Origin of the sequence: Bradyrhizobium sp. B097, from assembly GCF_038957035.1 — a bacterium.
Classification (GTDB): domain Bacteria; phylum Pseudomonadota; class Alphaproteobacteria; order Rhizobiales; family Xanthobacteraceae; genus Bradyrhizobium.
Genome location: NZ_CP152412.1, coordinates 5,186,966 through 5,210,703 on the forward strand (window position 1 = coordinate 5,186,966; position 23,738 = coordinate 5,210,703).

The 23,738-nt window shown below is 65.7% G+C and carries 28 protein-coding genes; 11 read left to right on the top strand and 17 right to left on the bottom strand.

The genetic code is table 11. From position 1 onward, the window contains the following. Window positions 1–6: 6 nt before the first annotated feature. Window positions 7–1,335: a dicarboxylate/amino acid:cation symporter gene (locus AAFG07_RS24520; protein ID WP_342722431.1), complete on the bottom strand. Its 1,329-nt coding sequence runs from the start codon at window positions 1,333–1,335 to the stop codon at window positions 7–9. Window positions 1,336–1,476: 141 nt separating this feature from the next. Between AAFG07_RS24520 and AAFG07_RS24525 the strand changes: the two genes are divergently transcribed. Both AAFG07_RS24525 and AAFG07_RS24530 read left to right on the top strand, forming a co-directional pair. Beyond that, window positions 1,477–1,635, top strand: a complete 159-nt coding sequence (locus tag AAFG07_RS24525; protein ID WP_342722432.1) for a DUF5993 family protein — start codon at window positions 1,477–1,479, stop codon at window positions 1,633–1,635. Between the two features lie 8 nt (window positions 1,636–1,643). Continuing rightward, a complete protein-coding gene (locus AAFG07_RS24530; protein WP_342722433.1) occupies window positions 1,644–2,198 on the top strand; it encodes a disulfide bond formation protein B in 555 nt (184 codons plus the stop codon). On the opposite strand, the gene AAFG07_RS24535 is transcribed toward AAFG07_RS24530, so the two are convergent. After that, window positions 2,195–2,899 (bottom strand): glutathione S-transferase N-terminal domain-containing protein, encoded by a 705-nt coding sequence (locus AAFG07_RS24535; protein ID WP_342722434.1) that lies wholly within the window; start codon window positions 2,897–2,899, stop codon window positions 2,195–2,197. The genes AAFG07_RS24530 and AAFG07_RS24535 overlap by 4 nt on opposite strands. 94 nt (window positions 2,900–2,993) lie before the next feature. On the opposite strand from AAFG07_RS24535, the gene AAFG07_RS24540 reads away from it, so the two are divergent. Then, complete coding sequence (locus tag AAFG07_RS24540) at window positions 2,994–3,863, top strand: SDR family oxidoreductase (protein ID WP_342722435.1); 870 nt, start codon at window positions 2,994–2,996, stop codon at window positions 3,861–3,863. Between the two features lie 31 nt (window positions 3,864–3,894). On the opposite strand, the gene AAFG07_RS24545 is transcribed toward AAFG07_RS24540, so the two are convergent. Both AAFG07_RS24545 and AAFG07_RS24550 read right to left on the bottom strand, forming a co-directional pair. Then, on the bottom strand, window positions 3,895–4,239 hold the full coding sequence (locus AAFG07_RS24545) for a Lin0512 family protein (protein WP_342722436.1): 345 nt from the start codon (window positions 4,237–4,239) through the stop codon (window positions 3,895–3,897). Window positions 4,240–4,302: 63 nt separating this feature from the next. Continuing rightward, a complete protein-coding gene (locus AAFG07_RS24550) occupies window positions 4,303–5,526 on the bottom strand; it encodes an MFS transporter (RefSeq protein WP_342722437.1) in 1,224 nt (407 codons plus the stop codon). A 96-nt stretch (window positions 5,527–5,622) separates the two neighbouring features. Here AAFG07_RS24550 and AAFG07_RS24555 point away from each other — a divergent pair, with 96 nt between their 5' ends. Continuing rightward, complete coding sequence (locus AAFG07_RS24555; RefSeq protein WP_342722438.1) at window positions 5,623–6,564, top strand: LysR family transcriptional regulator; 942 nt, start codon at window positions 5,623–5,625, stop codon at window positions 6,562–6,564. A 76-nt stretch (window positions 6,565–6,640) separates the two neighbouring features. Here AAFG07_RS24555 and AAFG07_RS24560 read toward each other — a convergent pair whose 3' ends face one another. The 6 genes from AAFG07_RS24560 to AAFG07_RS24585 form a co-directional block, all read right to left on the bottom strand. Beyond that, entirely contained in the window at window positions 6,641–7,708 is a 1,068-nt protein-coding gene (locus AAFG07_RS24560) for a GntG family PLP-dependent aldolase (RefSeq protein WP_342722439.1), read from the bottom strand. Further along, window positions 7,708–8,973 carry a dicarboxylate/amino acid:cation symporter gene (locus tag AAFG07_RS24565; RefSeq protein ID WP_342722440.1) on the bottom strand — a complete coding sequence of 422 codons (1,266 nt, stop codon included), beginning with the start codon at window positions 8,971–8,973 and terminating at the stop codon, window positions 7,708–7,710. The genes AAFG07_RS24560 and AAFG07_RS24565 overlap by 1 nt, the downstream gene beginning before the upstream one ends. Then, a complete protein-coding gene (locus AAFG07_RS24570; RefSeq protein WP_342722441.1) occupies window positions 8,970–9,650 on the bottom strand; it encodes a GntR family transcriptional regulator in 681 nt (226 codons plus the stop codon). Before AAFG07_RS24570 ends, AAFG07_RS24565 begins: the two co-directional genes overlap by 4 nt. 121 nt (window positions 9,651–9,771) lie before the next feature. Further along, the gene (locus AAFG07_RS24575) at window positions 9,772–10,467 is read right to left on the bottom strand and encodes a GNAT family N-acetyltransferase (protein ID WP_342722442.1); all 696 of its coding nucleotides are present in this window, start codon (window positions 10,465–10,467) and stop codon (window positions 9,772–9,774) included. A 121-nt stretch (window positions 10,468–10,588) separates the two neighbouring features. Then, window positions 10,589–11,239 (bottom strand): class I SAM-dependent methyltransferase, encoded by a 651-nt coding sequence (locus AAFG07_RS24580; RefSeq protein WP_342722443.1) that lies wholly within the window; start codon window positions 11,237–11,239, stop codon window positions 10,589–10,591. A gap of 23 nt (window positions 11,240–11,262) precedes the next feature. Next, on the bottom strand, window positions 11,263–11,883 hold the full coding sequence (locus tag AAFG07_RS24585; protein ID WP_342729230.1) for a PadR family transcriptional regulator: 621 nt from the start codon (window positions 11,881–11,883) through the stop codon (window positions 11,263–11,265). A 199-nt stretch (window positions 11,884–12,082) separates the two neighbouring features. On the opposite strand from AAFG07_RS24585, the gene AAFG07_RS24590 reads away from it, so the two are divergent. Beyond that, on the top strand, window positions 12,083–12,436 hold the full coding sequence (locus AAFG07_RS24590) for an MmcQ/YjbR family DNA-binding protein (RefSeq protein ID WP_342722444.1): 354 nt from the start codon (window positions 12,083–12,085) through the stop codon (window positions 12,434–12,436). A gap of 21 nt (window positions 12,437–12,457) precedes the next feature. Here the strand turns inward: AAFG07_RS24590 and AAFG07_RS24595 are convergent, their stop codons facing one another. After that, the gene (locus tag AAFG07_RS24595; RefSeq protein ID WP_342722445.1) at window positions 12,458–13,024 is read right to left on the bottom strand and encodes a histidine phosphatase family protein; all 567 of its coding nucleotides are present in this window, start codon (window positions 13,022–13,024) and stop codon (window positions 12,458–12,460) included. A gap of 83 nt (window positions 13,025–13,107) precedes the next feature. Beyond that, the gene (locus tag AAFG07_RS24600; RefSeq protein ID WP_342722446.1) at window positions 13,108–14,073 is read right to left on the bottom strand and encodes a GlxA family transcriptional regulator; all 966 of its coding nucleotides are present in this window, start codon (window positions 14,071–14,073) and stop codon (window positions 13,108–13,110) included. Window positions 14,074–14,281: 208 nt separating this feature from the next. On the opposite strand from AAFG07_RS24600, the gene AAFG07_RS24605 reads away from it, so the two are divergent. Both AAFG07_RS24605 and AAFG07_RS24610 read left to right on the top strand, forming a co-directional pair. Then, the gene (locus AAFG07_RS24605) at window positions 14,282–14,923 is read left to right on the top strand and encodes an HD domain-containing protein (RefSeq protein ID WP_342722447.1); all 642 of its coding nucleotides are present in this window, start codon (window positions 14,282–14,284) and stop codon (window positions 14,921–14,923) included. A 41-nt stretch (window positions 14,924–14,964) separates the two neighbouring features. Then, complete coding sequence (locus tag AAFG07_RS24610; protein ID WP_342722448.1) at window positions 14,965–15,444, top strand: Dps family protein; 480 nt, start codon at window positions 14,965–14,967, stop codon at window positions 15,442–15,444. Between the two features lie 32 nt (window positions 15,445–15,476). On the opposite strand, the gene AAFG07_RS24615 is transcribed toward AAFG07_RS24610, so the two are convergent. Beyond that, complete coding sequence (locus AAFG07_RS24615) at window positions 15,477–15,929, bottom strand: SRPBCC family protein (protein WP_342722449.1); 453 nt, start codon at window positions 15,927–15,929, stop codon at window positions 15,477–15,479. Between the two features lie 77 nt (window positions 15,930–16,006). Between AAFG07_RS24615 and AAFG07_RS24620 the strand changes: the two genes are divergently transcribed. Beyond that, window positions 16,007–17,098 carry an adenylate/guanylate cyclase domain-containing protein gene (locus tag AAFG07_RS24620; protein WP_342722450.1) on the top strand — a complete coding sequence of 364 codons (1,092 nt, stop codon included), beginning with the start codon at window positions 16,007–16,009 and terminating at the stop codon, window positions 17,096–17,098. Between the two features lie 5 nt (window positions 17,099–17,103). Here AAFG07_RS24620 and AAFG07_RS24625 read toward each other — a convergent pair whose 3' ends face one another. Continuing rightward, window positions 17,104–17,352, bottom strand: coding sequence for a hypothetical protein (locus AAFG07_RS24625; RefSeq protein WP_342729231.1), 249 nt, complete (start codon window positions 17,350–17,352; stop codon window positions 17,104–17,106). A gap of 92 nt (window positions 17,353–17,444) precedes the next feature. Here AAFG07_RS24625 and AAFG07_RS24630 point away from each other — a divergent pair, with 92 nt between their 5' ends. Next, window positions 17,445–18,665: a helix-turn-helix domain-containing protein gene (locus AAFG07_RS24630; protein ID WP_342722451.1), complete on the top strand. Its 1,221-nt coding sequence runs from the start codon at window positions 17,445–17,447 to the stop codon at window positions 18,663–18,665. 88 nt (window positions 18,666–18,753) lie between these two features. Beyond that, on the top strand, window positions 18,754–19,398 hold the full coding sequence (locus AAFG07_RS24635) for a glutaminyl-peptide cyclotransferase (RefSeq protein ID WP_342722452.1): 645 nt from the start codon (window positions 18,754–18,756) through the stop codon (window positions 19,396–19,398). A gap of 12 nt (window positions 19,399–19,410) precedes the next feature. Here the strand turns inward: AAFG07_RS24635 and AAFG07_RS24640 are convergent, their stop codons facing one another. The 3 genes from AAFG07_RS24640 to AAFG07_RS24650 all read right to left on the bottom strand — a co-directional run bounded on the left by AAFG07_RS24640 (window position 19,411) and on the right by AAFG07_RS24650 (window position 22,461). After that, complete coding sequence (locus AAFG07_RS24640; RefSeq protein WP_342722453.1) at window positions 19,411–19,743, bottom strand: hypothetical protein; 333 nt, start codon at window positions 19,741–19,743, stop codon at window positions 19,411–19,413. Between the two features lie 168 nt (window positions 19,744–19,911). Then, entirely contained in the window at window positions 19,912–21,129 is a 1,218-nt protein-coding gene (locus tag AAFG07_RS24645; RefSeq protein ID WP_342722454.1) for an MFS transporter, read from the bottom strand. Between the two features lie 129 nt (window positions 21,130–21,258). Next, entirely contained in the window at window positions 21,259–22,461 is a 1,203-nt protein-coding gene (locus AAFG07_RS24650; protein ID WP_342722455.1) for a substrate-binding protein, read from the bottom strand. Between the two features lie 96 nt (window positions 22,462–22,557). Here AAFG07_RS24650 and AAFG07_RS24655 point away from each other — a divergent pair, with 96 nt between their 5' ends. Then, window positions 22,558–23,715 carry a DUF6551 family protein gene (locus AAFG07_RS24655; protein WP_342722456.1) on the top strand — a complete coding sequence of 386 codons (1,158 nt, stop codon included), beginning with the start codon at window positions 22,558–22,560 and terminating at the stop codon, window positions 23,713–23,715. Window positions 23,716–23,738: the final 23 nt, after the last annotated feature.

Genomic DNA, 23,738 nt, shown 5'->3' on the forward strand with positions numbered 1-23,738 from the left:
CACTACCTAGCCCGTCCCGCCCGGCTCGAGCGCCTCGCCGAGCTCAAGCGGATGCGCCATCGTCTCGTGCAGCGCGGCCTTGTCGAGCTCGCCCTCGGAGAGGCTGATCACGACGCAGGCGACGCCGTTGCCGATCAAATTGGTGAGCGCGCGGCACTCGCTCATGAACTTGTCGATGCCGACCAGGATGGCGATCGACTGGATCGGAATGTCGGGCACGATCGACAGCGTCGCGGCCAGCGTGATGAAGCCGGCGCCGGTGACGCCGGAGGCGCCCTTCGAGGTGATCATGGCGATGCCGAGGATGCCGAGCTCCTGCCAGATCGTCAGATGGGTGTTGGTGGCCTGCGCCAGGAACAGCGTCGCCAGCGTCATGTAGATGTTGGTGCCGTCGAGATTGAAGCTGTAGCCGGTCGGCACCACGAGGCCGACCACCGAACGCGAGGCGCCGAGATGCTCCATCTTCTGGATCATCTGCGGCAGCACCGTCTCCGACGACGAGGTGCCGAGCACGATCAGGAGCTCGTCCTTGATATAGGCGATGAAGCGGAGGATCGAAAAGCCCGCCAGCCGCGCGATCGCGCCCAGCACGATCAGCACGAACAGCACGCTGGTGAGATAGAACGTGCCGATCAGCGCCGCCAGATTCACCAGCGAGCCGAGACCGTAGGCGCCGACCGTGAAGGCCATCGCGCCGAACGCGCCGAGCGGCGCGACGCGGACGATCATCCGGATGATGCCGAAGAACATCTTGGACGCCTTGTCGATCGCCTCGGCGATCGGCTCGCCGGGCTTGCCCATCAAGGCAATGGCAAACCCCGACAGGATCGAGATCAGCAGCACCTGCAGCAGGTCGCCGCGCGCAAGCGCGCCGAAGAAGCTGTCGGGGATGATCGCCATCAAATGGGCGACGATGCCCTGCTCTTTCGCCTGCGTCACGTAGGTGGAAACCGACTTCGGATCGATCGTGGAGGGGTCGATGTTGAAGCCGCGACCGGGCTGCAACAGTTCGCCGATCAGAAGGCCAACCGCGAGCGCGACCGTCGACACCGCCTCGAAATAGATCAGCGCCTTCAGCCCGACCCGGCCGACGCGCTTGAGGTCGCCCATCGAGGAGATGCCGTGCACCACGGTGCAGAAGATCACCGGCGCAATCATCATCTTGATCAGCGCGATGAAGCCGTCGCCGAGCGGCTTCAACTGTTTGCCGAGGCCGGGATAGAAATGACCGATCAAGACGCCGGCGGCGATCGCGATCAACACCTGGATGTAGAGGATCTTGTACCAGGGCTGATGTTTGTGATGGACGGCGGGCTTGATCGCGTCTGTGGTCATGAGGTGCCCCGGACTGGAATGAACTCAACTGGTGATGCCATCTTGGCGGAGCCGCGCGCAAGCGACAATGGCCATTCGCGCCCGCCGCGCGCGCACACGAATCTGTCATAGGCTACGGCCGGCTCGCATCCGGAGGCTGAGATGGAATTCACCGCGCTGTTTCTCGCCATCACCATCGCCATGCTGGTGGCCTGGCACGGCCCGCGCCCTGTCGCGATCGGATTGTTCGCGGTGATCCTGGTCGCTTGCGTCGCGACCTTGCTGCACCACGCCACCGACCGCCTCACCCTGTCGTTCTGAGGCCAGCCATGACCGACACGCAGGCCGTGACCCTCAATGCCCTCGCGCTCTATGGCCTCGCGCTGTTGCTGGCCACAGCCTTTGCGGCGCAGCTGCTGCTGCACGAGCTGCCCTGCCCGCTGTGTTTGTTGCAGCGCATCCTTTTCGCCCTGCTGGCGATCGGACCGATCCTGAACATCCGCTTCGGACCGCGGCCGAGCCATTATGCCTTGTCGCTGCTGACAGCCGTGCTCGGCGCCTCGGTCTCGACCCGGCAGGTGCTGCTGCACATCCTCCCCGGCGACGCCGGCTATGGGTCCGTGCTGCTCGGCTACCATTATTATACGTGGGCGCTGGTCGGATTCATCGCCGCCATCGTCCTGCTCGCCACCATGCTGCTGTTCGACCGCCAGTTCGACCACCGCACGGCGCCGGGCACTTCGCCCGGCAAATTCACGCAAGGTGCGGTGTGGCTGGTGGTCGGGCTGACGGCGCTGAACGTGCTTTCAACGTTGCTCGAATGCGGCCTCAGTGCCTGCGCCGACAATCCGATCGTCTACGAGCTGCTGAAGCAGGCCGCTTAGGGCCGCTTCGGAATGTTCAACCCGCGTTCCACGGCCGGCCGCTTGAGACCGCGCTCCAGCCAGGCCGCGACATGCTTGAACTGGTCGAACTCGACGAGCTCGCGCGCGCCGTATAAGCCGATCAGATTGCGCACCCAGCCGAGCATCGAGATGTCGGCGATGCTGTATTCATCGTCCATGAACCACTGCCGCCCGGCGAGATGCGCCTCCATCACGCCGAGCAGGCGCGCGGACTCGGCGACATAGCGCTGCAGCGGCCGCTTGTCCGCATAATCCTTGCCGGCGAATTTGTGGAAGAACCCGACCTGGCCGAACATCGGCCCGATGCCGCCCATCTGGAAGTGCACCCATTGGATCGCCTGGTAGCGGCGCGCCGCATCCGCCGGCAACAGCTTGCCGGTCTTCTCGGCGAGATATTGCAGGATCGCGCCGGACTCGAACAGCGGCAGCGGCTTGGCGCCCGGACCGTTGGGATCGAGGATCGCCGGGATCTTGCCGTTCGGGTTCAGCGACAGGAACTCCACCGTCTTCTGGTCGTCCTTGTTGAAGTCGACGAGATGGACCTCGTAGGGCAACCCGATCTCCTCGAGCATGATCGAGACCTTCACGCCGTTCGGCGTCGGCAGCGAATAGAGCTGCAGGCGGTCCGGATGCTGGGCGGGCCAGCGTTTTGTGATGGGAAAGGCTGACAGATCAGTCATGTCGACATTCTTTGCAGGGTTGTTGCTTTGCAGGGTTGTTGATGGACGGCTAATGTACGGAGCTCATTGAAAGCCGCAAGGTCTGCAACCGGCCATGAACGATCAACAGACAGAGGCAACGCTCGGCCCTTCCGACGACGAACTCGCAACGCACCCGACCGTGTTTGCGGCCGACGCGTTGGCCGGTCAGGTGGTCGTCGTATCGGGCGGCGCCGGCGGCATCGGTCGCGCCATCGCATGGCTGTTCGCCCGGCTCGGCGCACATGTCGTGGTCGCAGGACGCAGTGCCGACAAGCTCGATGCGCTGGTCGATCAGCTCGGCCATCGGGGCCTTAAGGCATCGGCGCACGTTGCCGATATCAGGGATCCCGACGCGGTCAGCGCGATGTTCGACGCACTGTGGACCGCGCATGGCCGTATCGATCATCTCGTCAACAGCGCCGGCGGCCAATTCCCGCAAGCCGCGATCGATTTCTCGATCAAGGGCTGGAACGCGGTCATCAACACCAACCTCAATGGCACCTGGTACATGATGCAGGCCGCCGCGCAGCGCTGGCGCGACCGCAAACATCCCGGCAGCATCGTCAACATCGTGGTGGTCACGACGCACGGCCTCTACGGCATCGCGCACACGATCGCGGCGCGCGCCGGCGTGATCGGGCTGTCGCGCGCGCTTGCGGTCGAATGGGCGCCGCTGAACATCCGCATCAACTGCATCGCGCCCGGCGCGATCGAGACCGAGGGCTGGAACGTCTACAGCGAGGCGGCGCGCGCCGCCTATCCGCGCTCCAACCCGATGATGCGTCCGGGCACGCCCTGGGACATCGCGGAGGCCACCGTCTACCTCGCCGCGCCCTCTGGCAAGTTCATCACCGGCGAGACGTTGACCGTCGACGGCGGCGGCCAGCATTGGGGCGAGACCTGGACCACCGGCAAGCCCGACTACTTCAAGGGCGACGAATGACGCACGCATACGCCGCCCGCCGCTCCCTCGATTACTTGCCGTCGTCGAAGCTGACGATGACGGCGGCGTTCGCGATCAGGATCGGGTCGTTGCCCACATCGGACGGAATCTCGAGCCCGCCCGCGATCGCCTTCACGGTCTTGGTGCCATAGGGCAGTTCCCTGGCGACGGCGTCGGTATCGACCGCTTCGGGATTCGGCACGGCGATCGTGACGTCGACGAACATGTCGTTGGCGGTCTTGCCGAGCATGCGGAAGAAGCCGAGGCTGGAATGGCGGATCGCATCCGAGACCGCCCGCTTGGCGGCCTTGGTGGCATCGCGGCCGTGGACGTCGACGCCCATGCCCATTTCGGTGATACAGCGCACGCGTGTCATGAAGCTTTCCTGTTGTCGTTGGCGTGAGAGACCTTCACTCCTTCGCCCTCCGCGCGCACGGCGTCAAGCCGGGTCTCTCGCCTCGCTGACGCCGTTGTGATCGCCGCGCGCCAGCATCCATGCCGCCAAGCCGGCAAGGATCGCCGCCGCAACCACCATGACGCAGGCCGCGCTCCAGCCCCATGCCGAGACGATAGCGCCAACCGCGATCGGTGCGGTCACCTGGCCGAAATTGCTGCCTGTCATCAAGAGGCCCATCATGACCGGCACCATCGCCGCCGAACGCGCCGCCGCGGGCGCGGTCGCGAGCAATGTCGCCGGGATCAGGCCGCCGGTCGCGGAGAACAGCAGGCACAGGATGAATGCGCCCCAGCCGCCCAGCACCGGCAGGAAGATGCCGAGCGCGGACGCGCCCATCACGAAGGCAGCAACTGCAATCAGCCCAGTCCGGCTCACCCCGCGCGCGAGCAGATTGCCGGCGGCGAGGTTGCCGATGACGTTGGCCGCCGCCGCCAACGCACTGAGCCCGCCGGCGCTCTGGCTGGACACGCCAAGTCGCTCGGTCAAAAGGATCGGCAGGAAGCTGAACACCGCAAAGAACATCAGGCTGTAGAGCCCGAACAGCACCATCAGAAGCGCCAGGGTGCGGCTCCGCGCCAGCGCGGTAGCCTCCTGCATCAAGCCGGCACGCGTCGGGCCGGTCCGCGATGCCACTTCAGGCACGATGACGCCGGCAAGGACGAACAGCAGGGCGGCAAACGCGGCACTGGCCCACCAGATCGCGCGCCAGCCGTCGAACATCGGTCCCGCGACCAGCGCCAATGCGATCCCGAACGGGATCACGCAACTCCACACCGCCATGGTGATGTCACGCGCGCCAATATCGACCACGCGATTGAGCAATGCAGGAGCGGAAACCATCACCAGCAGGAAGCCGAGCCCTTCCAGCAGGCGCGATCCCAGCAGCACCGCAAGCTGCGGCGCCAGCGCACCCGACGCCGCACCGAGCGTGACGGCCGCAAGCCCGCACAGCAGCACCCGGCGCGCGCCGACCGCGGCGATCACGACGCCAGCCGGAACGCTGCCGACAAGCCCCAGCACCGCAAAGATGCCGGCGATTGTTCCGACCGCAGCGAGGTCGATGCCGAGGCCTTGTTGCAGCATCGTTGCGGCAATCGGCACCTTGCCGACCTGGAGCGCGGCGCCGATGCCGCAACCGGTCACGACGGCGACTGTCGCCCATCGTCTTGCCTCGCTCTGCGGCGCCATGGCCGTCTCGATCGTCATGCGTCCACCCGTCCGGCTCAAGCCACCACAGATAGCGTTTCCCGATCATCGACAGGAGTGATATGTTTTGCATCCAGTTGATCGATTTCATAGATCATGCTCGATAACCTCACGCTCGACCAGATCCGGGTGTTCGTCACCATCGCCGAGAGCGGCAGCTTTCGCGCCGCCGCGACCAAGCTCGCGCGGGTGCAGTCCGCGGTCAGCCATGCCATCGCCAACTTCGAGGCTGCGCTCGGTCTCATGCTGTTCGACCGCTCCGGCCATCGCCCGGCGCTGACGGCGGAAGGCAAGGCACTGCTCGGCAACGCCCGCGATCTGCTGCTCCGCGTCGACGCGATGCGCGCGCGGGCGCACGGCTTGGGCGACGGAGTGGAATCGGAACTCTCGCTGGTGGTCGACACGCTGTTTCCGATCGCCGCGGTCGGTGCGGCGCTGACGGAAATGCGGGCGGCCTATCCGTCGGTGAGCGTGCGGCTCGCGGTCGAACCGATGGGCGGGCCGATCGCCGCCCTGACCGAACGGCGCAGCGCGCTCACTGTCACGGTCGGCGAGGATTTTCGCGATCCCCGCCTCGCGCTCGACGCGATCTGCGCCGTGCAGATCGTCGCCGTCGCCTCCGCCAGCCATCCGCTCGCGCGGCGCGGCCGCAAGAGCGTCGCCGACCTTGCCGATTATCTGCAGATCGTGCTGTCGGATCCGACGCCGCTGTCGGAAGGACGCAGCTTCGGCGTGCTCTCGCCGCAAATTTGCAGGGTGAGCAATCAGGATACCAAGCACGCCATGATCCTGGCCGGACTCGGCTGGGGCCGCCTGCCGCTCTGGCAGGTCGCGCGCGACTTGAAAGAGCGCCGCCTGATGCGGGTCGAAACCGGCGCACTCGGCCGCAACGCCACGCTTGCGATGGAGGCGTATCTTGCCCACCGGCTCGATGAGCCTCTCGGCCCTGCGGCACGTGCATTCGCAGATGCATTGAAGCGGATCGCTGCGGGAACCGCTGTGCGGAAGATCAGGGCAAGGGCGACGAAGAAGAGCTGAGTGTCGGTCGTCACTGCCGAGTGCGGATCGAGGGAACGCTGCCGGTCACCGTCAGCGCTCATGCGTCAACAACGCATCACGCCTTTGGCACGACCGCCGAAAATGCCAGGAGCGTCCGCTCGACGGCGGCGCGGTCGATATGGCGGTGCGTGACAAGACGAAGCTGGCTTGCGCCGCTTGCCTGCACCAGAATGCCTTGCGTCTTGAGCCGCGACGCCCAGTCGGCCGCGCTCTGCGTACTGCCCGATACATCGATGCGCAGGATGTTGGTTTGCACATGGCCGGGCTCGGCTATCGCCGGGTCGAGCCACGCCAGCCCGCGCGCGAGTTGTCCGGCGGACTCATGGTCGTCGCGCAGGCGCGCAATCATGGTATCGAGCGCGACGAGACTAGCGGCCGCGATCACGCCGGCCTGGCGCATGTTGCCGCCGACGAAGCGGCGGAACGCCCGCGCCTGCGCGATCAGGGCGGCATCACCGACCAAGAGGCTGCCGACCGGCGCACTCAATCCCTTCGAGACGCAGAACATCAGACTGTCGGCATGCGCGGCGATCTCCTGCGCACTCACCCCCAGTGCCACGGCCGCATTGAACAGGCGCGCGCCGTCGACATGCACGGCAATGCGGTTGTCGCGCCCGAGCGCGTGAACGCGCGCCATATGCGCCAGTGGCGGCACGGTGCCGCCGGCGCCGTTATGGCTGGTCTCCATCCAGATCAACGCCGGTCGCGGCCGGCCCGCCGATGACGCAGCATGGATTGCCTGCCCGAGCGCGTCCTCCTGCATCGCGCCGCGGTAGCTCGGAACCGGTCGCGGCACCAGGCCCGCGATCGTCACCACGCTGCCGATCTCCGAATTGAACAGATGCGCGCCGGCGTCGGAGAACACCTCCCCGCCACGCGCGCCATGCGCAAGCATCGCCAGCAGATTGCCCATGGTGCCGCTCGGCACGAACAGCGCGGCCGCCTTGCCGGTCAAATCAGCCGCACGTTGTTCCAGCGCGCGCACGGTCGGATCGCCGTCGCGGCTGTCGTCGCCGAGCGGCGCACGGCGCATCGCCTCAAACATGGTGTCCGTCGGCGATGTCACGGTGTCGCTGCGCAGGTCGACGATGTCGGCCGCGCATTGTGGATTTCCTGAGTCCATCATGCGTCCTGGGTCTTCAGCGCGAGCGGCGCGGCCTCCGGCGCCTCCACGGGAAACTCGCCGCCAAAGCGCTGCACCAGCTTCACCGCAACCGTGTTGCCGAACACGTTGATCGCGGTGCGGCCCATGTCGAGGAAGGCGTCGACGCCGGCAATGATCGCCAGCGCCTCGACCGGCAAGCCGATCGCCGACAACACCATGGCGATGGCGACCAGCCCACCTGAGGGAACATTGGCGCTGCCCTTGCTGGCGATGGTTGTGACCATCACGATGGTCAGCAGTGTCGACCAGGTCAGCGTCACGCCATAGGCCTCGGCCAGAAAGGTCACGGCGAGAGCGAAATACATGATCGCGCCGTCGCGGTTGAAGGCGTAGCCGAGCGGCAGCACCACCGAGACGATCCGGTTCGGCACGCCCATCGCCTGCAGCTTCTCCATGTGGAGTGGCAGCGTGACCTCCGACGAGCGGGTGGAGAATGCCAGCAGCATCGGCTCCATCACCGCCTTCGTCACCGCGATCGGCTTCTCGCCGATCGCAAGCAGCATCAGCCAGAAGATCACGACCATGATGGCGAGGCCGAGATACATCACGGCCACGAGCTTGGCGAGCGCAACCACCGTCGCGAGGCCCTGGGTCGCGAACAGCCACGACATGATGGCAAACACGGCGATCGGCGCCAGCGCCGTGATCCATTTCGTCATCTTGAACATCGCCGCCATCACGGCTTCGAGCGTCGCCACCATCGGCTCGCCGACCTTGCCGATCGAGGCCAGCGCAAGCCCGAACAGGATCGCGAACACGAGCGCCGGCAGGATCTTTTGCTCGGCCATCGCAGCGACGATGTTCGACGGGATCATGTCCATGAAGAACTTGATCCAGTCGACGGACACCGCGAGGTTCGCCGGCAGCTTGCCGGTCGCCGCCAGCGGCGCGCCGGCGCCGGGATGGAAGATCCCGTTCAGCAGCAGTCCGATCACGATCGAGATCACGGTGGCGAGATAGAAATAGCCGAGGCAGATCACGACGACGCGGCCGAGCACCCTGAGCTCGCTGCCCATCCGATAGATGCCGAGCGCCACCGAGGAGAACACCACCGGAATGACGATCATCTTCACCGCCTCGACGAATGCGGTGCCGAGCGGCCGCAGGCTCGCGCCGACATCCGGCCACAGCAGACCGACGGTAAGTCCCGCGACCAGGCCGACCAGCATCTGAACCGCGAGCGGCAATCCCAGAACGCGCCGCAGGCCCGATCGTCCGCTCATGAGCGCTGGTCTCCAATTGCCGAGATGCGCGGCCGCACGGCGCCGAGCGCCTTCAGCCGCGCCTCGAATGCCGACGACAAATGCCGCCACATAAGCTGCTGCGCCGTGTCGGGGTCCTGCGCCTCGACCGCGGCATGGATGTCGAGATGTTCGTTGACCGCCTGGCGGGTGCGCACGACGTTGTATTGCGGCATCTTTTGCAGCGCGAGCCCGCTTTGCGCGCGCAGATTATCGTAGGCCTGGACCAGCCGGCCGTTGCCGGCGGCGCGGAACAGTTCGTCATGAAAGCTCCAGCCGGCCTGCTGTGCCTCCTCGACATCGATCGCGCTGCGCGACTTGATGCGGCGCAACTCCCTGGCAGATTGCACAAGGCCGCTGGTCGGCCCTCGCGTCGCGGCGAGATAGGCCGCCATGCCCTCGAGCGCGAGCCGCAGTTCGTGGATCTCGCGCAAATCGTCGAACGACAAGTGCCGCACGAAGGTGCCGCGCATCGGATGGATCGTGAGCAGGCCGTCTCTTGCGAGGGCTTTCAAAGCCTCGCGCACCGGCGTCCGCCCGAGCGCGAGCCGGTCCGACAGGCTGCGTTCCGACAATGGCTCATCCGGCGCGAATTCGCCCGACATCACGAGGTCTCGGATGCGCGCATAGGCCTGATCGCGATGAAGAGAGGTTGACATAACTGGCATACCAGCATGATGCCAATGGTATGTCAATCCGCCTCGTACGTCGTGTTGCGCGCGATCCCCCGGCTCTGAGGGACGCACCCGACAGTTCTTGAATTGAACTCTTTCGTCCCAACTACCCCTGCTTCTGCAGCACCGTGATGTGCAGACGGCGGCGGATCTCCATGCCCTGGCGGCGGTAGAGCGCGATCGCCGAAACGTTGCTGGTGAAGACGTGCAGGAATGGAATTTCGCCCCGCGCCACGATCTGGCGGCCGACCGCCGACAGCAGCGCCTGCGCATAGCCGCGGCCGCGATGGTCCGGATGCACGCAGACCGCGGTCATCTCGGTATAATTCCCCGGCTTCATCCGTTCCCCGGTCATCGCGACCAGTTCGCCGCCCACGCGGATACCGAGAAAGGTGCCGAGCTCATGTGTCCGCGCGCTGAACGGTCCGGGCTTTGTCATGTCGGTCAGCGCCATCATCGCGGGAACGTCGGCGGCGCCGAGCGTGACGATCTCGACGCCGGGCAGAGAAAACTCCGCCGGTGGGCCGATCATCTGCTCGCCAGTCTCGGCCAGCAGCGCCTTGAACTCCGGCGGCACAGCAACAGGATCGGGTGTGAACAGCACCGCGATGTCAGGCCCCGACAACAGCGCACCGAGCGCGGCAAAACTCCGCGGCGACATGTCGATCATGTCGGCGAAGGGCGCGATCGCGACCGGAAAGCGCCTTGCCTCGGCGCCGCCTTCCGCATGGTCGCGTTGCCTCGTGGTCAGCGCACTCCAGATTGGACGATCAAGCGGATGGATCGGCGGGGCTTCGGACATGCGGCGCTTCGCTCCTGATTTTCCTCGAACAGAGCAAGAAGCGCCGACAAAATCCAGCGTGGCGTGATGTCATTACAGCTCACAATCGCGCCAGCAGGATTTCGCCGTGCCGAGCCAATCTTTAGGCGACCTTCAGGCAGAGCTCGGTACCGCCCTTGAGCGGCAGCGTGATCGACACAAAGCCATTTTTGGGATCGCGCACGAACTCCAGAAAATCCGCCTCGGCGTTGTCGTTCATGACATAGCCGCCGACGCGAAGCTGCGGAGCAACGATCTCGATCACCTGGCGGGCGAGTGTCGGTCCCTTGTCGCCCGGCCAGCCGTCGATCAGGATGAAGTCCACGGGACCACCGAGATCGCGCAGCGTCTTGCGCGCATCGCCTTCACGGATCTCGGCATAGTCGGCAAGGCCGGCCTCGGTGAGATTGCGCTTCGCGGCTACGACCTTGGCCGGCACGATTTCCGAGCCGATCACGGTGCCGCCGCCATTGTCGCGCATCGCGGCGGCGAGATACAGCGTCGACATTCCGACGGAGGTTGCGAACTCCGCGACGCGTTTGGCGCGCAGGCCGCGGCACAAGAGATAGATCAGCTCGCCCTGCTCCGGGTGGATCGAGAAGCCCTGCTCGGCATAGTCGAGCGGATCGCGGCTCATCGTCGGATTGCCGCGCGGACCGCCGGCGGCCGGCCTGAGGCGCGTGGCCTGCAGGCGCGCGATGACGGCAGCGACGCGGGCGTCAGCAATCGCGCTGTGCGGTTCAGCGTTGTACATGAAGGGTCTCCCTTGCGATTGCGTCATTGCTGCAGGATTTCAGCGACGGCGCGGTCGAGGATTTTCGCGATGCGGCGCGCCTCGGCGGCATCGCAGCCGCGCTTCTGGCGCAGCGCGCTCTTCAGGGCGTGACGGGCACGGTGGACGTCGTCGGAGGATTCGCCATCGAGATCGCTCACGCCGGCGAAGGCTTCGCGCACCTCCTCCATGCGGCCGCCGATCCGTGACAGCGCCTGGAGAATGGTGTCAGCGGTGGCACGGTTCTCGGCGAGATGCGCCTTGCCCTGCTCGGTGATGCTGTAGAGCTTGCGCGCCGCATCCTGGGTGACGCTGGCATGGCCGATCTCCTCGAGGAAGGTCAGCGCCGGATAGATCACGCCCGGGCTCGGGCTGTAGAAGCCGTCCGACCGCTCCTCGATTTTCTTGATCAACTCGTAGCCGTGCGCCGACTGCTCGCCGAGCAGCGCGAGGATGACGAGTTGCAGGTCCTGCGACGAGAGCCGCCGCGACCCCGGAAAGTCGCCGCCGCCACCCCGCCCGAAGAAGCCATGTCCGCCGCGGCCAAAGCGATGGCCGCCCCGGCCGTGCCGTCCCATGGCAAAAAACCCAAACCGGAATCCGTCATCGTCCCGGCCGCCAAACATCGATCGTCTCATTGGTCATTCCTTACTGAAAACATATCTTACGATATATCTACAGATGAAACTGCGACAACCCACGTTTTCGTGAGCTCCCGGGGACGAAGCGACGGCTGGGACGGGCCCGGCATTGCCGGTTCACGCCGGGCTTGCCTGTCTTCGCGCGGCTGCCCTATGGCTTTGAAGCCCTCCAGCCCTCCGACTCATGCGCCCAAAAACCTTCGAAGCTCATTGCCTGCGCCTGCCCGCCGCCACCAAGGTGGTGCAATGGGAAGGCACGTCGGTGTTCAAGGTCGGCGGCAAGATGTTCGCGCTGGCCGGCGGCTTCATCGCGAGCACCGGCGGCTTCATGTTCAAGACCTCGAACATGGCCTATCAGCTTTTGATCGAGCAGGAGCTCGCGCGGCCGGCGCCGTATCTGGCGCGTGCTAAATGGGTGCAATTGATCGGCAATGACGTCCTGCCCGACGCCGAGCTCAAGGCCTATCTCGACCAGGCGCACGGGCTGATCGCCGCGAAGCTGACGCGCAAATCGCGCAAGGCGCTCGGTCTCGACTGATCGGCGCGGCCACAGCGCGGCTCAATTGCCCAGCGGCTCGTCGGAATCGCCCGACAGCAATTTCGGAAACAGCTCCTTGTAGACGAACTTGTCTTCGCCCTTGGCGCGGTGGAAGCGCAGCACGACGTCGAAGCGGCTAGCGTCCCATTTGGTGGGCGGCTTGCCCCTGCTGACCGGTATCAACGGAAGGACGTCGGCGATGATCGCCTTATGCTCCCAGCACAGCAGCACCACGCCGTTCAGCGCCAGCAGCGCCTTGATCAGCGCCGGCTCATGACCCTTGCCGAAATCTTCGTTGGGTGTCGCGCCAAGACGCGCCGCAAGCGCTACGATCGTCTCGGCGGGACGGCTGCTCGGGCCCCGGTTGGGCGTGGTGCCGGGCGTCGCGGCATAGATCGCGTCAGGCTTGGCATAGTCGCCCTTGCCGAGGTCGGTGCCAAACAACGCGGTCCACGCGCCGGCACGCTGCCAGCCGCGCAGGACAAGCGACTCGGTATCGGACACACCGTCCGCGGTGAAGCCGGGCCCCGGCCAGCCATCATCAGGCTTTTCGGCGTGACGGACGATGAAGAGCGTGAGCGCGTCCATGGCGTCCTCTCGAAAGAAGATGTGTTGCTGGCAACGGCGATTTCGATCCTACGCTGACGGCATGCTCCGCTCCATGAACGACGTCACAATTTGCGGAAACTCGCGCGGTACTGCGCCGGCGACACGCCGAGCCGCTCGGTGAACACGATGCGCATCCGGTCCGCCGAACCGAAGCCGCAATCGAACGCAACCGCCTTCAGCGGCCGGTCCGAACCCTCGAGCAGCCGGCGCGCGGCATCGACCCGCGCGCGTTCGACGAACTCGTGCGGCGTGATGCCGGTCTCCTGGGCGAAGGCGCGGCCGAAATTGCGCACGCTCATGCCGACGGCATCGGCCAGCGTTTGCAGCGTGTGGCGCTCGCCGACACGCTGCATGACATGCGCCTGCGCGCGCGCAATCGGCGAATCCTCGTCGACCGGCGCGGTGAGATAGGGGCTGAACTGCGACTGGCCGCCCTGGCGTTGCGCCACCACGACCAGCCGCTTGGCCACCGCGACCGCCACCTGCGGCCCATGACGCTCGGCGACCAGCGCCAATCCGAGATCGATGCCCGCGGTCACGCCGGCGGAGGTCATCAGTCGGCCGTCGCGAATGTAGATCCGGTCGAAGATCACCTCGGCCGCCGGGAAGCACGCCGCCAGACGCTGCGCGTTCTGCCAATGCGTCGTCACCTTGTGCCCGTCGAGCAGCCCGGCATGGCCGAGCGCGAAGGCACCGGTGCAGATCGAACCGTACAGCTCGGCGCGCGCGGGCGCCCCGCGCAGCCACTGCGTCAGCGCCGGATCCGGCTCGGCATCGGGCAATGCCGGCCCGCCGGCAACCAGCAGGATGTCGAATTTCGCTTCTGCCTCATCGAAACTGAGATCGGCCGATATCTTCATGCCGTTCGATGCGCGCAGCGGTTCGCGGCTGGCGCCGACCAGCACGGTCTCATAGCCGTCGCCATCAGCGACAAAGCCGTTGGTTTCCGCGAACACGTCGACAGGACCGGCGACATCGAGCGCTTGAACCCCTTCGTGAATCGCGATCGCCACTTTCTGAACCGCCATGCCTTCTCCCTGCCCGCTGGCGCGAAACGATGTCTCCTTGGCCCGATCCGGCGGCGCACGAGCGTTGCGAGATCAGGCCAAAGCGGGCGACAACCACACCACGGATCACGCGACCAGGCGATCCGAACACACCGCAGAGACGAGCGCCGGCGGCCCGCGTGTTTCGCACGCCACGGCATCGTCTTGCCATATCGAGGAGCGTCTTGAAATGACCGAGATCATCGCCGGCGTCCGTGTACCCGACAGCGCCATGGCGCGTGCCGCCACCCAGCTGGTGCGCGATACCGAGGACGACCTGCTCTACAATCACAGCCGCCGCGTGTTCTTCTGGGGCGCGCTGACCGGCGATCGCCGCAAGCTGAAGTTCGATCCCGAGCTGCTCTATATCGGCGCCATGTTCCACGACATGGGCCTCACCGCCAAGCATGCCAGCCCCGATCTGCGCTTCGAGGTCGACGGCGCCAACGCCGCACGCGACTTCCTCAGGGGTTACGGCGTCGCCGAGCGCGACATCGAGGACGTCTGGGCCTCGATCGCGCTGCACACCACGCCCGGCATCCCCGAGCATATGCGTCCGACCATCGCGCTGGTCACCGCCGGCGTCGAGATGGACGTGCTCGGCATCGCTTATGACGATTTCTCGCACGAGCACCGCGACCATGTCTGCGCGCATCATCCGCGCGAGGCGAACTTCAAGGAGAACATCATCGATCATTTCGCGGCCGGCACCATCAAGAAGCCGCTGACCACCTTCGGCAACGTCAAGGCCGACGTGCTGGCGCTCAAGGACATGAATTACACACGGGTGAACTTCTGCTCGATCATCCTCGGCTCGAAATGGCCGACATGATCGCGCGCCGAATTTCAATCCGAACCGCAAGGGAGAAGACCATGACGATTATCGTCAACACCGGCTTCGCCGAGGCCGAGCGGACGAATATCGCGGCGGCGCTCTCGACCGTCCTCGCCGACACCTGCGCGCTGTATCTGAAGACGCATGGCTATCACTGGAACGTCACGGGTCCGACGTTCCAGGCCCTGCACACGCTGTTCGAAGGGCAATATCGCGAGCAATGGCAGGCGCTCGACGATATCGCCGAGCGTATCCGCGCCCTCGGCGAACTGGTGCCGCAGACCTATTCCGCATTCGCCAAGCTCACCGCGATCAAGGACGGATATGCCAGCCTCGACTCGGAGGCGATGGTGGCCGAACTGCTCCACGACAACGAGACGGCCGTGAGGACCATCCGCGATGCTTTCACAGTCGCCGAGTCCGCCGGCGATCAGGCGACGATGGACATGCTCAACGTCCGCACCACCGCACACGAGAAGCATGCCTGGATGCTGCGCGCGACGCTTGACGTCAAATGAGCGAACCGCCTGAACCGCGCCAGCGTGCCGGTTCAGGCGTGCGGACCGCGGTCGGGGCCTGGAGCTCGCCCCGCGGCCGCGAGCGCGAGCCTGGCAAGGTAGTGCGTCCAACCCCTGCTATGGCTCGCGCACTGCTCGGCGTTCGGCAGGCCGCTATGGGTCATCCGCAACAGCGTGCCGCTGTCCTTGTTGATCAGGTCGATCTCGATCAGGCTCGATCCCGGCGGCACTTCCGCGCCGCCCTCCCAGCCGAAGCTGTAGGCAAGACGATGCACCGGCACGACCTCGCGGAACGCGCCGCGTGCGGCGCGGTCGCGGTCGTTGCCGAGGCCCTTGAGCAGATACAGCCCGCCGGGATGCAACTCGGTCTCGGCCTCGAGCCCCATCCAACTCACGATCTTCTGCGGATCGGTCAGGAAGGCGAACACGGTTGCCGGCGGCGCTGCGATCTGGATCTCGCGTTGAACGATGAAGGCTTCAGTCATCGATCCTTCCTCCATTGACGGTGGGTCTTCAGGGATAATTCGTGACAAGGGTGGCGCATCAACCCCATGATGCGGCGATGCAATTGTCCTCGACTCTGAGTTGGCTGGTCGACGCCGCCGCCGAGACCGCAGGCGCCAACCGGTTGCTGGCGGATCTGGGTAGTCATCTTATCACGGATGGCCTGCCGCTTGCCGGCGGTGCGCTGACGCTCGAAGTTCCGCACCCGCTGATCGCCCGGCGCACCTGGCTGTGGCGCGCCGGCAATGGCGAGGTGATCGAGGCGCTCGGCTTCGCGCCGGAACAACCCTTTGCAATGCCTGATATGATCGGATCCGGCGATGCCGGCCGGCGTTGGCTCAATAGCCTCGCGCCGGGCCCGATCCACGAGGACACGATCGGAACGCGGCCGGATGGCCCGACCCTCGGCTGGAACGGCACCCGCGCCTTCACGCCGGCCGAGGCGGATCAATTGCGCGAGGCGGCGCGCTTCACGGCTGCACCGCTCGCCGCGCTCGCGGCACGGGCGACATTGACGGCGGCGCTGGAGGCCTATCTCGGCCGGCGCAGCGCGGCGCGCGTCCTGGCATCGCCGTTGCGGCGCAACACCGGCGAAACCATCCGCGCGGCGCTGCTGTTTGCCGACCTGCGCGGCTTCACCGCGCTCTCCGAAAGCCATCCACCTGCCGAGGTGATCGCGGCCCTCGACGCCTGGTTCGACCGCATCGCCGGCGCGATCCACGCCTTCGGCGGCGAGGTGCTGAAATTCATCGGCGACGGGCTGCTCGCGATCTTTCCGGTCACGACCAGCGCGCGCAGCGCATGCGAGGCGGCATTGCGCGCGGTGTCGGCGGCCCGCGTCGGCATGGCGCATCTCGACACCGAGCGGCGCAAGCACGGCTTGCCGCCGCTGCCATTCGGCGTGGCGCTGCATCTCGGCGAGGTGCACTGGGGCAATATCGGCGCCGCCGACCGCCTCGACTTCACGGCGATCGGCGCCGCGGTCAATCTGGTCAGCCGGCTGGAAGGCCTGTGCAAGCCGCTCGAGCAGACCGTGCTGGTCTCGGGCGCGCTCGCCGCCGAGACCGAGACGCCGCTGGTCGCGCTCGGCACCCATGAGATGCGCGGCATCGCACGGCCCTGCGCGGTTTTCACCCTGCCGGAGGGATGAGCCGGTCATCGAAACAGGCGCAACCACGGCGCCAGATGGAATGCACTCATCAGCGCGTACATCGGGACCATGCCCTGCAACGACAACGGTCCCTGCATGGCGCCGCAGATCATGTCGGCCGGCGCCAGCGCGGCGACCAGCGCCATCACGGCGAAGGTCGGCGCCGCCGCCAGCGACAACCAGCGCGCGACCACGGCACCGCGGCCACTGATGCGGCCTTTCAACCAATCCTCATGTGTCTCGATTCCGGTCATCATTCGATCTCTCTGGAGAAGATCCATGTCGTCATGTGCTAGGTTAAGACCGGGCCTCGGAGGGCGAGAGTGACAAGTGTGTCGGGATTCGAATGGACTCGCTGATTACCGCTGCGGCGCGCGCGCTCGCGGCGGGTGATCCCCTCGGCGCACTGAAACGGGTAGCCCTGCGCGACGATGCGCCGGCGCTGGCGCTGCGCGGCATCGCGATGGCCCGGCTCGGCGATTTCACCCGTGCCAAGGACCTGTTGCGGCGCGCCGGCCGCGCCTTCGGCCCGCGTGAAGCCATCGCGCGGGCCCGCTGCGTGGTGGCCGAAGCGGAGATCGCGCTGGTGTCGCGCGACCTTTCCTTTCCCAGCAAGAGCCTCGCCGCGGCGCGCGCAACGCTCGCGGCGCGTGGCGACGCGCTCAACGCCGCGCATGCCGGCTATCTCGAGATCCGCCGCCTGCTCTTGATCGGGAGCCTCGATGCGGCCGAGCACATGCTTGATGACCTCGACCCGGCGCCCTTCCCGCCGGCGCTGCTCGTCGGACATGAACTGGTCGTCGCCGGAATCGCGATGCGACGGCTGCGGACCAAGCCGGCACGCGAGGCGCTGGCCCGCGCAAAGGATGCCGCACGCCGCGCCGGCATCGCCGAGCTTGCGGCCGAGGTCGAAAGTACCGCGAACCTGCTCGCCACGCCGGCGGCGCGCCTGATCACGCGCGGTCATGAGCGGCCGCTGCTGCTCGCGGAGGTCGAGGCCCTGATGGCATCGAAGGCGCTCGTCGTCGATGCCTGCCGCTACGTCGTGCGTGATTCCCGGACCACGGTCTCGCTGACGCGGCGACCGGTGCTGTTCGCGCTCGCCCGTGCGCTCGGCGAAGCGTGGCCGCAGGACGTCTCGCGCGCCACGCTGATCGCACGCGCGTTTCGCGGCAAGCATGCCGATGAATCGCACCGTGCGCGGCTGCGGGTCGAGATCGGACGGCTGCGGCGGGCCTTGCTGCCGCTCGCCGATCTCAGCGCGACGCCCGACGGCTTCGTGCTGGAGCCGCATGGCCGCCGCGAGGTCACCGTGCTGGCGCTGCCGGTCGAGGAGGAGCACGCGGCGGTGCTGGCCTTCCTCGCCGACGGCGAGGCCTGGTCGAGCTCGGCGCTATCGGTGGCACTCGGGGCAAGCCAGCGCACCGTGCAGCGCGCGCTCGACGCTCTGGCCGCCACGGGCAAGGTGCAGTCGGTCGGCCGCGCCCGCGCAAGGCGCTGGATGACGCCCCCGGTGCCGGGATTCACGACGACGTTGTTACTCCCTGCCCCGCTGCCGAACGGCTAGAATCAGGGAGCAATCAGCGCGTTTTCGAGCGAAGTGGATACCGGTTCGCGTCAAGAAAACGCGTCAAAACAACAACCAGGAGCGCCGCATGAAGAAGTCCGAGGCCGAGATCATCCGGGAATATGCCTTCGAAGGCGTCGAGAGCGTGGGCGGCGTCAGCTTCGACGGCGAGCAGGTCTGGTTCGCGGCCGGCGGCCGGCTGGTCGCCTTCGATCCCGACAGCGGCAATACCACCCGCACCCTCGACATCGCGGCCCATGCCGGCACCGCCTTCGACGGCAAGCACCTCTATCAGATCGCCGAGGACCGCATCCTGAAGATCGAGCCGAACAGCGGACGCGTGGTGTCGACGATCCCCTCGCCCGGCGGCGGCCGCGACTCAGGTCTTGCCTGGGCGGAAGGCTCGCTGTGGGTCGGCCAGTATCGCGACCGCATGATCGTTCAGGTCGATCCGGAAACCGGCAAGGTTCTGCGCACCATCGAAAGCAACCGGTTCGTCACCGGCGTCTCCTGGGTCGACGGCGAACTCTGGCACGGCACCTGGGAAGAGGACCAGAGCGACATCAGGCGCATCGATCCGCAGACCGGCGAGGTGATGGAACGGCTCGAGATGCCGCAGGGCGTGTTCGTCTCCGGGCTCGAGTCCGACGGCAAGGACCGGTTCTTCTGCGGCAGCGGCTCGACCAACAACAAGGTGCGCGCCATTCGGCGCCCGAAGCGCGGCCGCGCGTGAAGCGATTTGCGATCACCTTTCGGCTAGGGAAAGAATGGAGCGGATGACCTGGCGCTTCTCGTCCGACAAACCCGCAAGCAGCGCTTCGTCGAGATGCTGTTCTCGAATGAGCCGCGCGAAGACAAGTGGGAGCTGCGAATATCGATAGTCGAACATCTCATCGAGCTCCCTCCTTTGTTGGTTCAGATAGTCGCCAACTTCCCACATCTCCGATGGCGTCGCCGCCGCGCCGGCCCTGCTTTTGAATTCGACCATCACCTTGGCGAGTGCGCACTGCACAGCTGAATCATAAGCCGCGCGCGCGATCTTCTTTTCGGCCGGGGACCATTGGAGATCACGGTACATTGTAGGCTCTCGAGGACATCGTTGGCGCTGTGATGGCGGTCGCTGCAATGGCAACGGGGTGTGTGCGCCCGACCGATCCAGCGATGCCACAACGTTGCCCCCTTGCCGGCCGCTCTGCAAGAACAATGCATCTCTCCGAGCGGCGCGCTGTTGACACAGGGGGCAAGCTCACGCCGGCGCGGGCACCGCTGAGGACCGCGCCGCCGCCATCGGCCGGAAGGTCATCATGATCAGGAACGCGCCGAGGCCCACAGCCCAGGAGCCGACATAGAGCCACGTATAGCTCGCAAAGGTGTCGTAGATCAGGCCGCCGGCCAAAGGTCCGGTCGCCATGCCGAGGCTGCCGGCCATCGCGGAGCCGCCGATCACGGTGCCCATCATGCGCAGCGGGAAATTCTCGCGGATCAGCACGGAATACAGCGGCATGGTGCCAGCATAGATGAAGCCGAAGATCGCCGCGACCGCGTAGAATGCGGCCAGCTCGCGCACGAAGACATAACCGAGCGCGCCGAACGCCTGCGCCAGCAGCCCCAGCACCAGCACGCGCTTGGCGCCGAAGCGGTCGCCGAGCAGGCCGAAGGCGATGCGGCCGCCCATCCCGGCGAGCCCTTCCACGCTGTAGATCGTCACCGCGGCGACCATCGGGATGCCGCAGGTGACCGCGTAGCTCACCGTGTGGATGATCGGCCCCGAATGTGTCGCGCAGCAGAAGAAATTGGTCGCGATCAGGATGATGAATTGCGGCGAGCGCAGCGCCTGCGCCAGCGACATCGACGGCTCACCGTTCGTGCTCGCCGCTTCAGCGTGGCCGCCTTGCAGCGCCGGCGGGCGTCGCACCAGGAACGAGACCGGGATCATGATCGCGCCGACCACGCCTGAGACGATCAGCATCGATGTCCGCCAGTCGTGGTGGGAGATCAGCCAGGCGGCGAGCGGCGACATCGTCATCGGCGCCATGCCCATGCCGGCCGACACCAGCGAGACGGCAAGACTGCGATGGGTGTCGAACCAGCCGGTGACGCAGGCCATCATCGGGGCAAAGATCGCGGCCGTTGCCGCGCCGACCAGCGCGCCGAAGAGAAACTGAAATGCCAGCAGCGACGGTGCCTGGCTTGCGAGCGCAAGGCTTGCCGCCAGCACGACCGATCCGGTCAGCACCACCGGGAGCGGTCCGAAACGGTCGGACAGCGTGCCCCAGATCATGCTGGTGAAGGCCATTGCGAGGAAGCCGATCGTCATCGCGCTGGAGATGCCGGTCACCGACCAGCCGGTCTCCCGCGCCATCGGCTGCAGGAACACCGGCAGCGAGAACATGCCGCCGATCGCGACGCAGCCAAGCAGGCCGCCGGCCGCGACGATCACCCAGCGATAGGCTGAATTGGTCATTCCGGAACTCCCATGCAGTGCGTTCTGGCTGAAAGACGAACGAACCGGGGTGGAACCGACAGCGGATGACCGCCCTGGCTCACTTTTTTGCGAGTGTGGCGGCCTTCAAGGCTCATGCCCGGCCGAGCGTCAGCGACCCGCCAAACTGCATCCGGGCTGCGGCGCGATCTCGCCGATCGGCCGGACCTGCACCAGTTCGGTACCTTGCGTCTTGGCGATGAACATGTTCATCGCCGCGTGGTGATCCTGGCCGAGCGTCACCGGCCCGGTCGGCGACGCAATGGTGAGGCCAGCCATCGCGTCGATGATGGCCTCCTTGTCGAGCTTGCCGGCCTTCTCGGCCGCCGCCTTGAGTGCGATCAGGGTGTTGTAGTGCGTCATCACATAGTTCGACACTGCGACGCCCGGGTTCGCCGCGGCGCGCGCCTTGGCGACGAACGCCTTCACGGCCGGATCCTCGCTCGCCGCGACCGCCGGCACGACCGTCACCATGTTCTGGCCCTTGCCGCGGAAGATACCGAGATCGACCTCGGACAATCCGAGGAAAGCGACGGTGATCTCCTTGAGCAATCCGGCCTCGTCGGCCTGCCGGATGAAGTCCATCCCGTCGCCCTTCAGCGCGAACAGCAGCACCTTGGCCTTGCTCGCCGCGACCTCCTTGATCAACGGTGAGAAGTCCGTCTCGGTCCCCAGCGTGTACTTCGTCCCGACCACCCTGCCGCCGAGCTTCTCGATCAAGGGCTGCGCGATGCCGAACATCTGATGCGGCCAGACCCGGTCAGCGCCGAGCAGGAAGTACGTGTTGCCGAAGGTCTGCGTCATATAGGGCAACAGCTGGCCGAGCTCCTGGTTCGGCACCGCGCCGAACGAAAACAGATAGCGACTGCATTTGCCGCCCTCGTAATTGGTGGCGTAGAGCAGCGGCGTCTTCGAGCTCTCGGCAAGCGGCGCCAGCGCGTTCAGATTGCGCGAGGTGATCGGACCGACCACGGCCAGCACGCCCTGCTGCTCGACCAGCGAACGCATCGCCTCAGCGGCCGCCTCCGGCCGCGTCTTGTCGTCGGCATAGACGACCTCGACCGGCCGGCCGAGAATGCCGCCTGCCGCGTTGATGTCCTTGGCAGCGAGATCGAGCCCGACCCTGGCCTGCTCGCCGTACAGCTCGACGCCTCCGGAAAACGGCAGCACGGCGCCGACGCGAATAGGTGCGCTGGTTTCAGCCGCACGTGACGGCTGAAGCGCTGCGCCGCAGATCAGCAACGCAAGCGTGATGCAGGTGATCGAGCGTGATGAAGCGGAACTGATCCTGTTGAAAATCCCTGTAGACAACATGTTCGGTCGCGAATCCTTCACAGGGCGGTCGATGGTCCGCTGCATCGTTCTTCCACCGGCGAGTGACCTCGGCCGCGACACTAGGGAGATCGAACAATGGCACACAACCAACAGCTAAACATCAATAATGCGAGCGAGATCAGGACCTGGACACATGGGCAATTTCCCATGCCGGACTGGGTGCCACCACATATGGCTGGCGGCATTGAAGCGAATGGGACTTTTGCTCTCGCGACTGAACTTGGTCGAGCCAGAGTTCACCCAGGAAACGTCATCATCGAGCGCTGCGGCGACGTCTGGGTTCGCACCGTAGAGGAGGCAGCTGAATTTATTGAAGGTCTCAAGTCGAACTCAGTACCAACAATAACAAGCGTTGGTCCTGGAAAAGTACGGCTATTTGGAACAAGTTCGCGCACCAAGGCGACTGTCATCGCGCGGAACAAGCCCGCCGGCAAACGCCAGCGCCACTACCCACCAGTCGGTTCGCAGCCAACCATCGAATGGATCCATCTCGAGCGCCTCTCGATCGATGGCGCATACCAGCGGTCGACCGACAATGCAGCTTCTCGCCGACTCATCTCGGCCATAGCCGCAAAGTTTGATTGGCGACTATGCGCACCGCTTGTCGTTTCGCGGCGTCCTGACGATACGTTCACAATAATCGACGGTCAGCATCGCTGGATGGCTGCATCTCAGCGGGAGGATATCCCTCAGCTGCCATGCTGTGTCTTCAGGTATCAGAACATCCAGGAAGAGGCCCGCATGTTCATCGTCGCCAATCGAGCGAGAAAACCCGTGAATCGGCTCGATGACTACTTTGCGGCCGTAGCAGCTGCAGATGAGGATGCCCTAGAAATTCATCAGATCGTCGCAGAAGCAGGGCTGCATATCGCCAGGAACACATCGTCAACCGCTTGGCTGCCGGGAGAGGTCGCCTTCACCGCGTCGATCGCGACTTCGATTAGGCGCTTTGGACCAGCTATCACCTCCGCGGTCCTAACAAATATGGCGGTAGCTTTTCCCGACCAAAGGATGCGTCACGGGGGTGCAATTTTTGGTGGCCTTGTTCGGATAATGTCCCGACCAGCGCGCGATTTTGATCCCGATCGTCTCCTGGCAGCATTGCAGACCCGAACAGCCGATGAGTGGGGACAGTGTGCTACGGGACTAAAAGGCGGCGATATGCGTGCAGTTGCTTTGCAAGACGCAATTTTGCGCACCTATGAAGAACGGGTTCCAGCAGGGAGGCTTTAAGAACGCTCATCCAGAACGGTGAG

What these genes read in the sequence shown, in the direction of transcription:
- AAFG07_RS24520 (WP_342722431.1), bottom strand. Translation starts at nt 1,335, where the DNA reads ATGACCACAGACGCGATCAAGCCCGCCGTCCATCACAAACATCAGCCC.
- AAFG07_RS24525 (WP_342722432.1), top strand. Translation starts at nt 1,477, where the DNA reads ATGGAATTCACCGCGCTGTTTCTCGCCATCACCATCGCCATGCTGGTG.
- AAFG07_RS24530 (WP_342722433.1), top strand. Translation starts at nt 1,644, where the DNA reads ATGACCGACACGCAGGCCGTGACCCTCAATGCCCTCGCGCTCTATGGC.
- AAFG07_RS24535 (WP_342722434.1), bottom strand. Translation starts at nt 2,899, where the DNA reads ATGACTGATCTGTCAGCCTTTCCCATCACAAAACGCTGGCCCGCCCAG.
- AAFG07_RS24540 (WP_342722435.1), top strand. Translation starts at nt 2,994, where the DNA reads ATGAACGATCAACAGACAGAGGCAACGCTCGGCCCTTCCGACGACGAA.
- AAFG07_RS24545 (WP_342722436.1), bottom strand. Translation starts at nt 4,239, where the DNA reads ATGACACGCGTGCGCTGTATCACCGAAATGGGCATGGGCGTCGACGTC.
- AAFG07_RS24550 (WP_342722437.1), bottom strand. Translation starts at nt 5,526, where the DNA reads ATGACGATCGAGACGGCCATGGCGCCGCAGAGCGAGGCAAGACGATGG.
- AAFG07_RS24555 (WP_342722438.1), top strand. Translation starts at nt 5,623, where the DNA reads ATGCTCGATAACCTCACGCTCGACCAGATCCGGGTGTTCGTCACCATC.
- AAFG07_RS24560 (WP_342722439.1), bottom strand. Translation starts at nt 7,708, where the DNA reads ATGGACTCAGGAAATCCACAATGCGCGGCCGACATCGTCGACCTGCGC.
- AAFG07_RS24565 (WP_342722440.1), bottom strand. Translation starts at nt 8,973, where the DNA reads ATGAGCGGACGATCGGGCCTGCGGCGCGTTCTGGGATTGCCGCTCGCG.
- AAFG07_RS24570 (WP_342722441.1), bottom strand. Translation starts at nt 9,650, where the DNA reads ATGTCAACCTCTCTTCATCGCGATCAGGCCTATGCGCGCATCCGAGAC.
- AAFG07_RS24575 (WP_342722442.1), bottom strand. Translation starts at nt 10,467, where the DNA reads ATGTCCGAAGCCCCGCCGATCCATCCGCTTGATCGTCCAATCTGGAGT.
- AAFG07_RS24580 (WP_342722443.1), bottom strand. Translation starts at nt 11,239, where the DNA reads ATGTACAACGCTGAACCGCACAGCGCGATTGCTGACGCCCGCGTCGCT.
- AAFG07_RS24585 (WP_342729230.1), bottom strand. Translation starts at nt 11,883, where the DNA reads ATGTTTGGCGGCCGGGACGATGACGGATTCCGGTTTGGGTTTTTTGCC.
- AAFG07_RS24590 (WP_342722444.1), top strand. Translation starts at nt 12,083, where the DNA reads ATGCGCCCAAAAACCTTCGAAGCTCATTGCCTGCGCCTGCCCGCCGCC.
- AAFG07_RS24595 (WP_342722445.1), bottom strand. Translation starts at nt 13,024, where the DNA reads ATGGACGCGCTCACGCTCTTCATCGTCCGTCACGCCGAAAAGCCTGAT.
- AAFG07_RS24600 (WP_342722446.1), bottom strand. Translation starts at nt 14,073, where the DNA reads ATGGCGGTTCAGAAAGTGGCGATCGCGATTCACGAAGGGGTTCAAGCG.
- AAFG07_RS24605 (WP_342722447.1), top strand. Translation starts at nt 14,282, where the DNA reads ATGACCGAGATCATCGCCGGCGTCCGTGTACCCGACAGCGCCATGGCG.
- AAFG07_RS24610 (WP_342722448.1), top strand. Translation starts at nt 14,965, where the DNA reads ATGACGATTATCGTCAACACCGGCTTCGCCGAGGCCGAGCGGACGAAT.
- AAFG07_RS24615 (WP_342722449.1), bottom strand. Translation starts at nt 15,929, where the DNA reads ATGACTGAAGCCTTCATCGTTCAACGCGAGATCCAGATCGCAGCGCCG.
- AAFG07_RS24620 (WP_342722450.1), top strand. Translation starts at nt 16,007, where the DNA reads ATGCAATTGTCCTCGACTCTGAGTTGGCTGGTCGACGCCGCCGCCGAG.
- AAFG07_RS24625 (WP_342729231.1), bottom strand. Translation starts at nt 17,352, where the DNA reads ATGACCGGAATCGAGACACATGAGGATTGGTTGAAAGGCCGCATCAGT.
- AAFG07_RS24630 (WP_342722451.1), top strand. Translation starts at nt 17,445, where the DNA reads ATGGACTCGCTGATTACCGCTGCGGCGCGCGCGCTCGCGGCGGGTGAT.
- AAFG07_RS24635 (WP_342722452.1), top strand. Translation starts at nt 18,754, where the DNA reads ATGAAGAAGTCCGAGGCCGAGATCATCCGGGAATATGCCTTCGAAGGC.
- AAFG07_RS24640 (WP_342722453.1), bottom strand. Translation starts at nt 19,743, where the DNA reads ATGTACCGTGATCTCCAATGGTCCCCGGCCGAAAAGAAGATCGCGCGC.
- AAFG07_RS24645 (WP_342722454.1), bottom strand. Translation starts at nt 21,129, where the DNA reads ATGACCAATTCAGCCTATCGCTGGGTGATCGTCGCGGCCGGCGGCCTG.
- AAFG07_RS24650 (WP_342722455.1), bottom strand. Translation starts at nt 22,461, where the DNA reads ATGTTGTCTACAGGGATTTTCAACAGGATCAGTTCCGCTTCATCACGC.
- AAFG07_RS24655 (WP_342722456.1), top strand. Translation starts at nt 22,558, where the DNA reads ATGGCACACAACCAACAGCTAAACATCAATAATGCGAGCGAGATCAGG.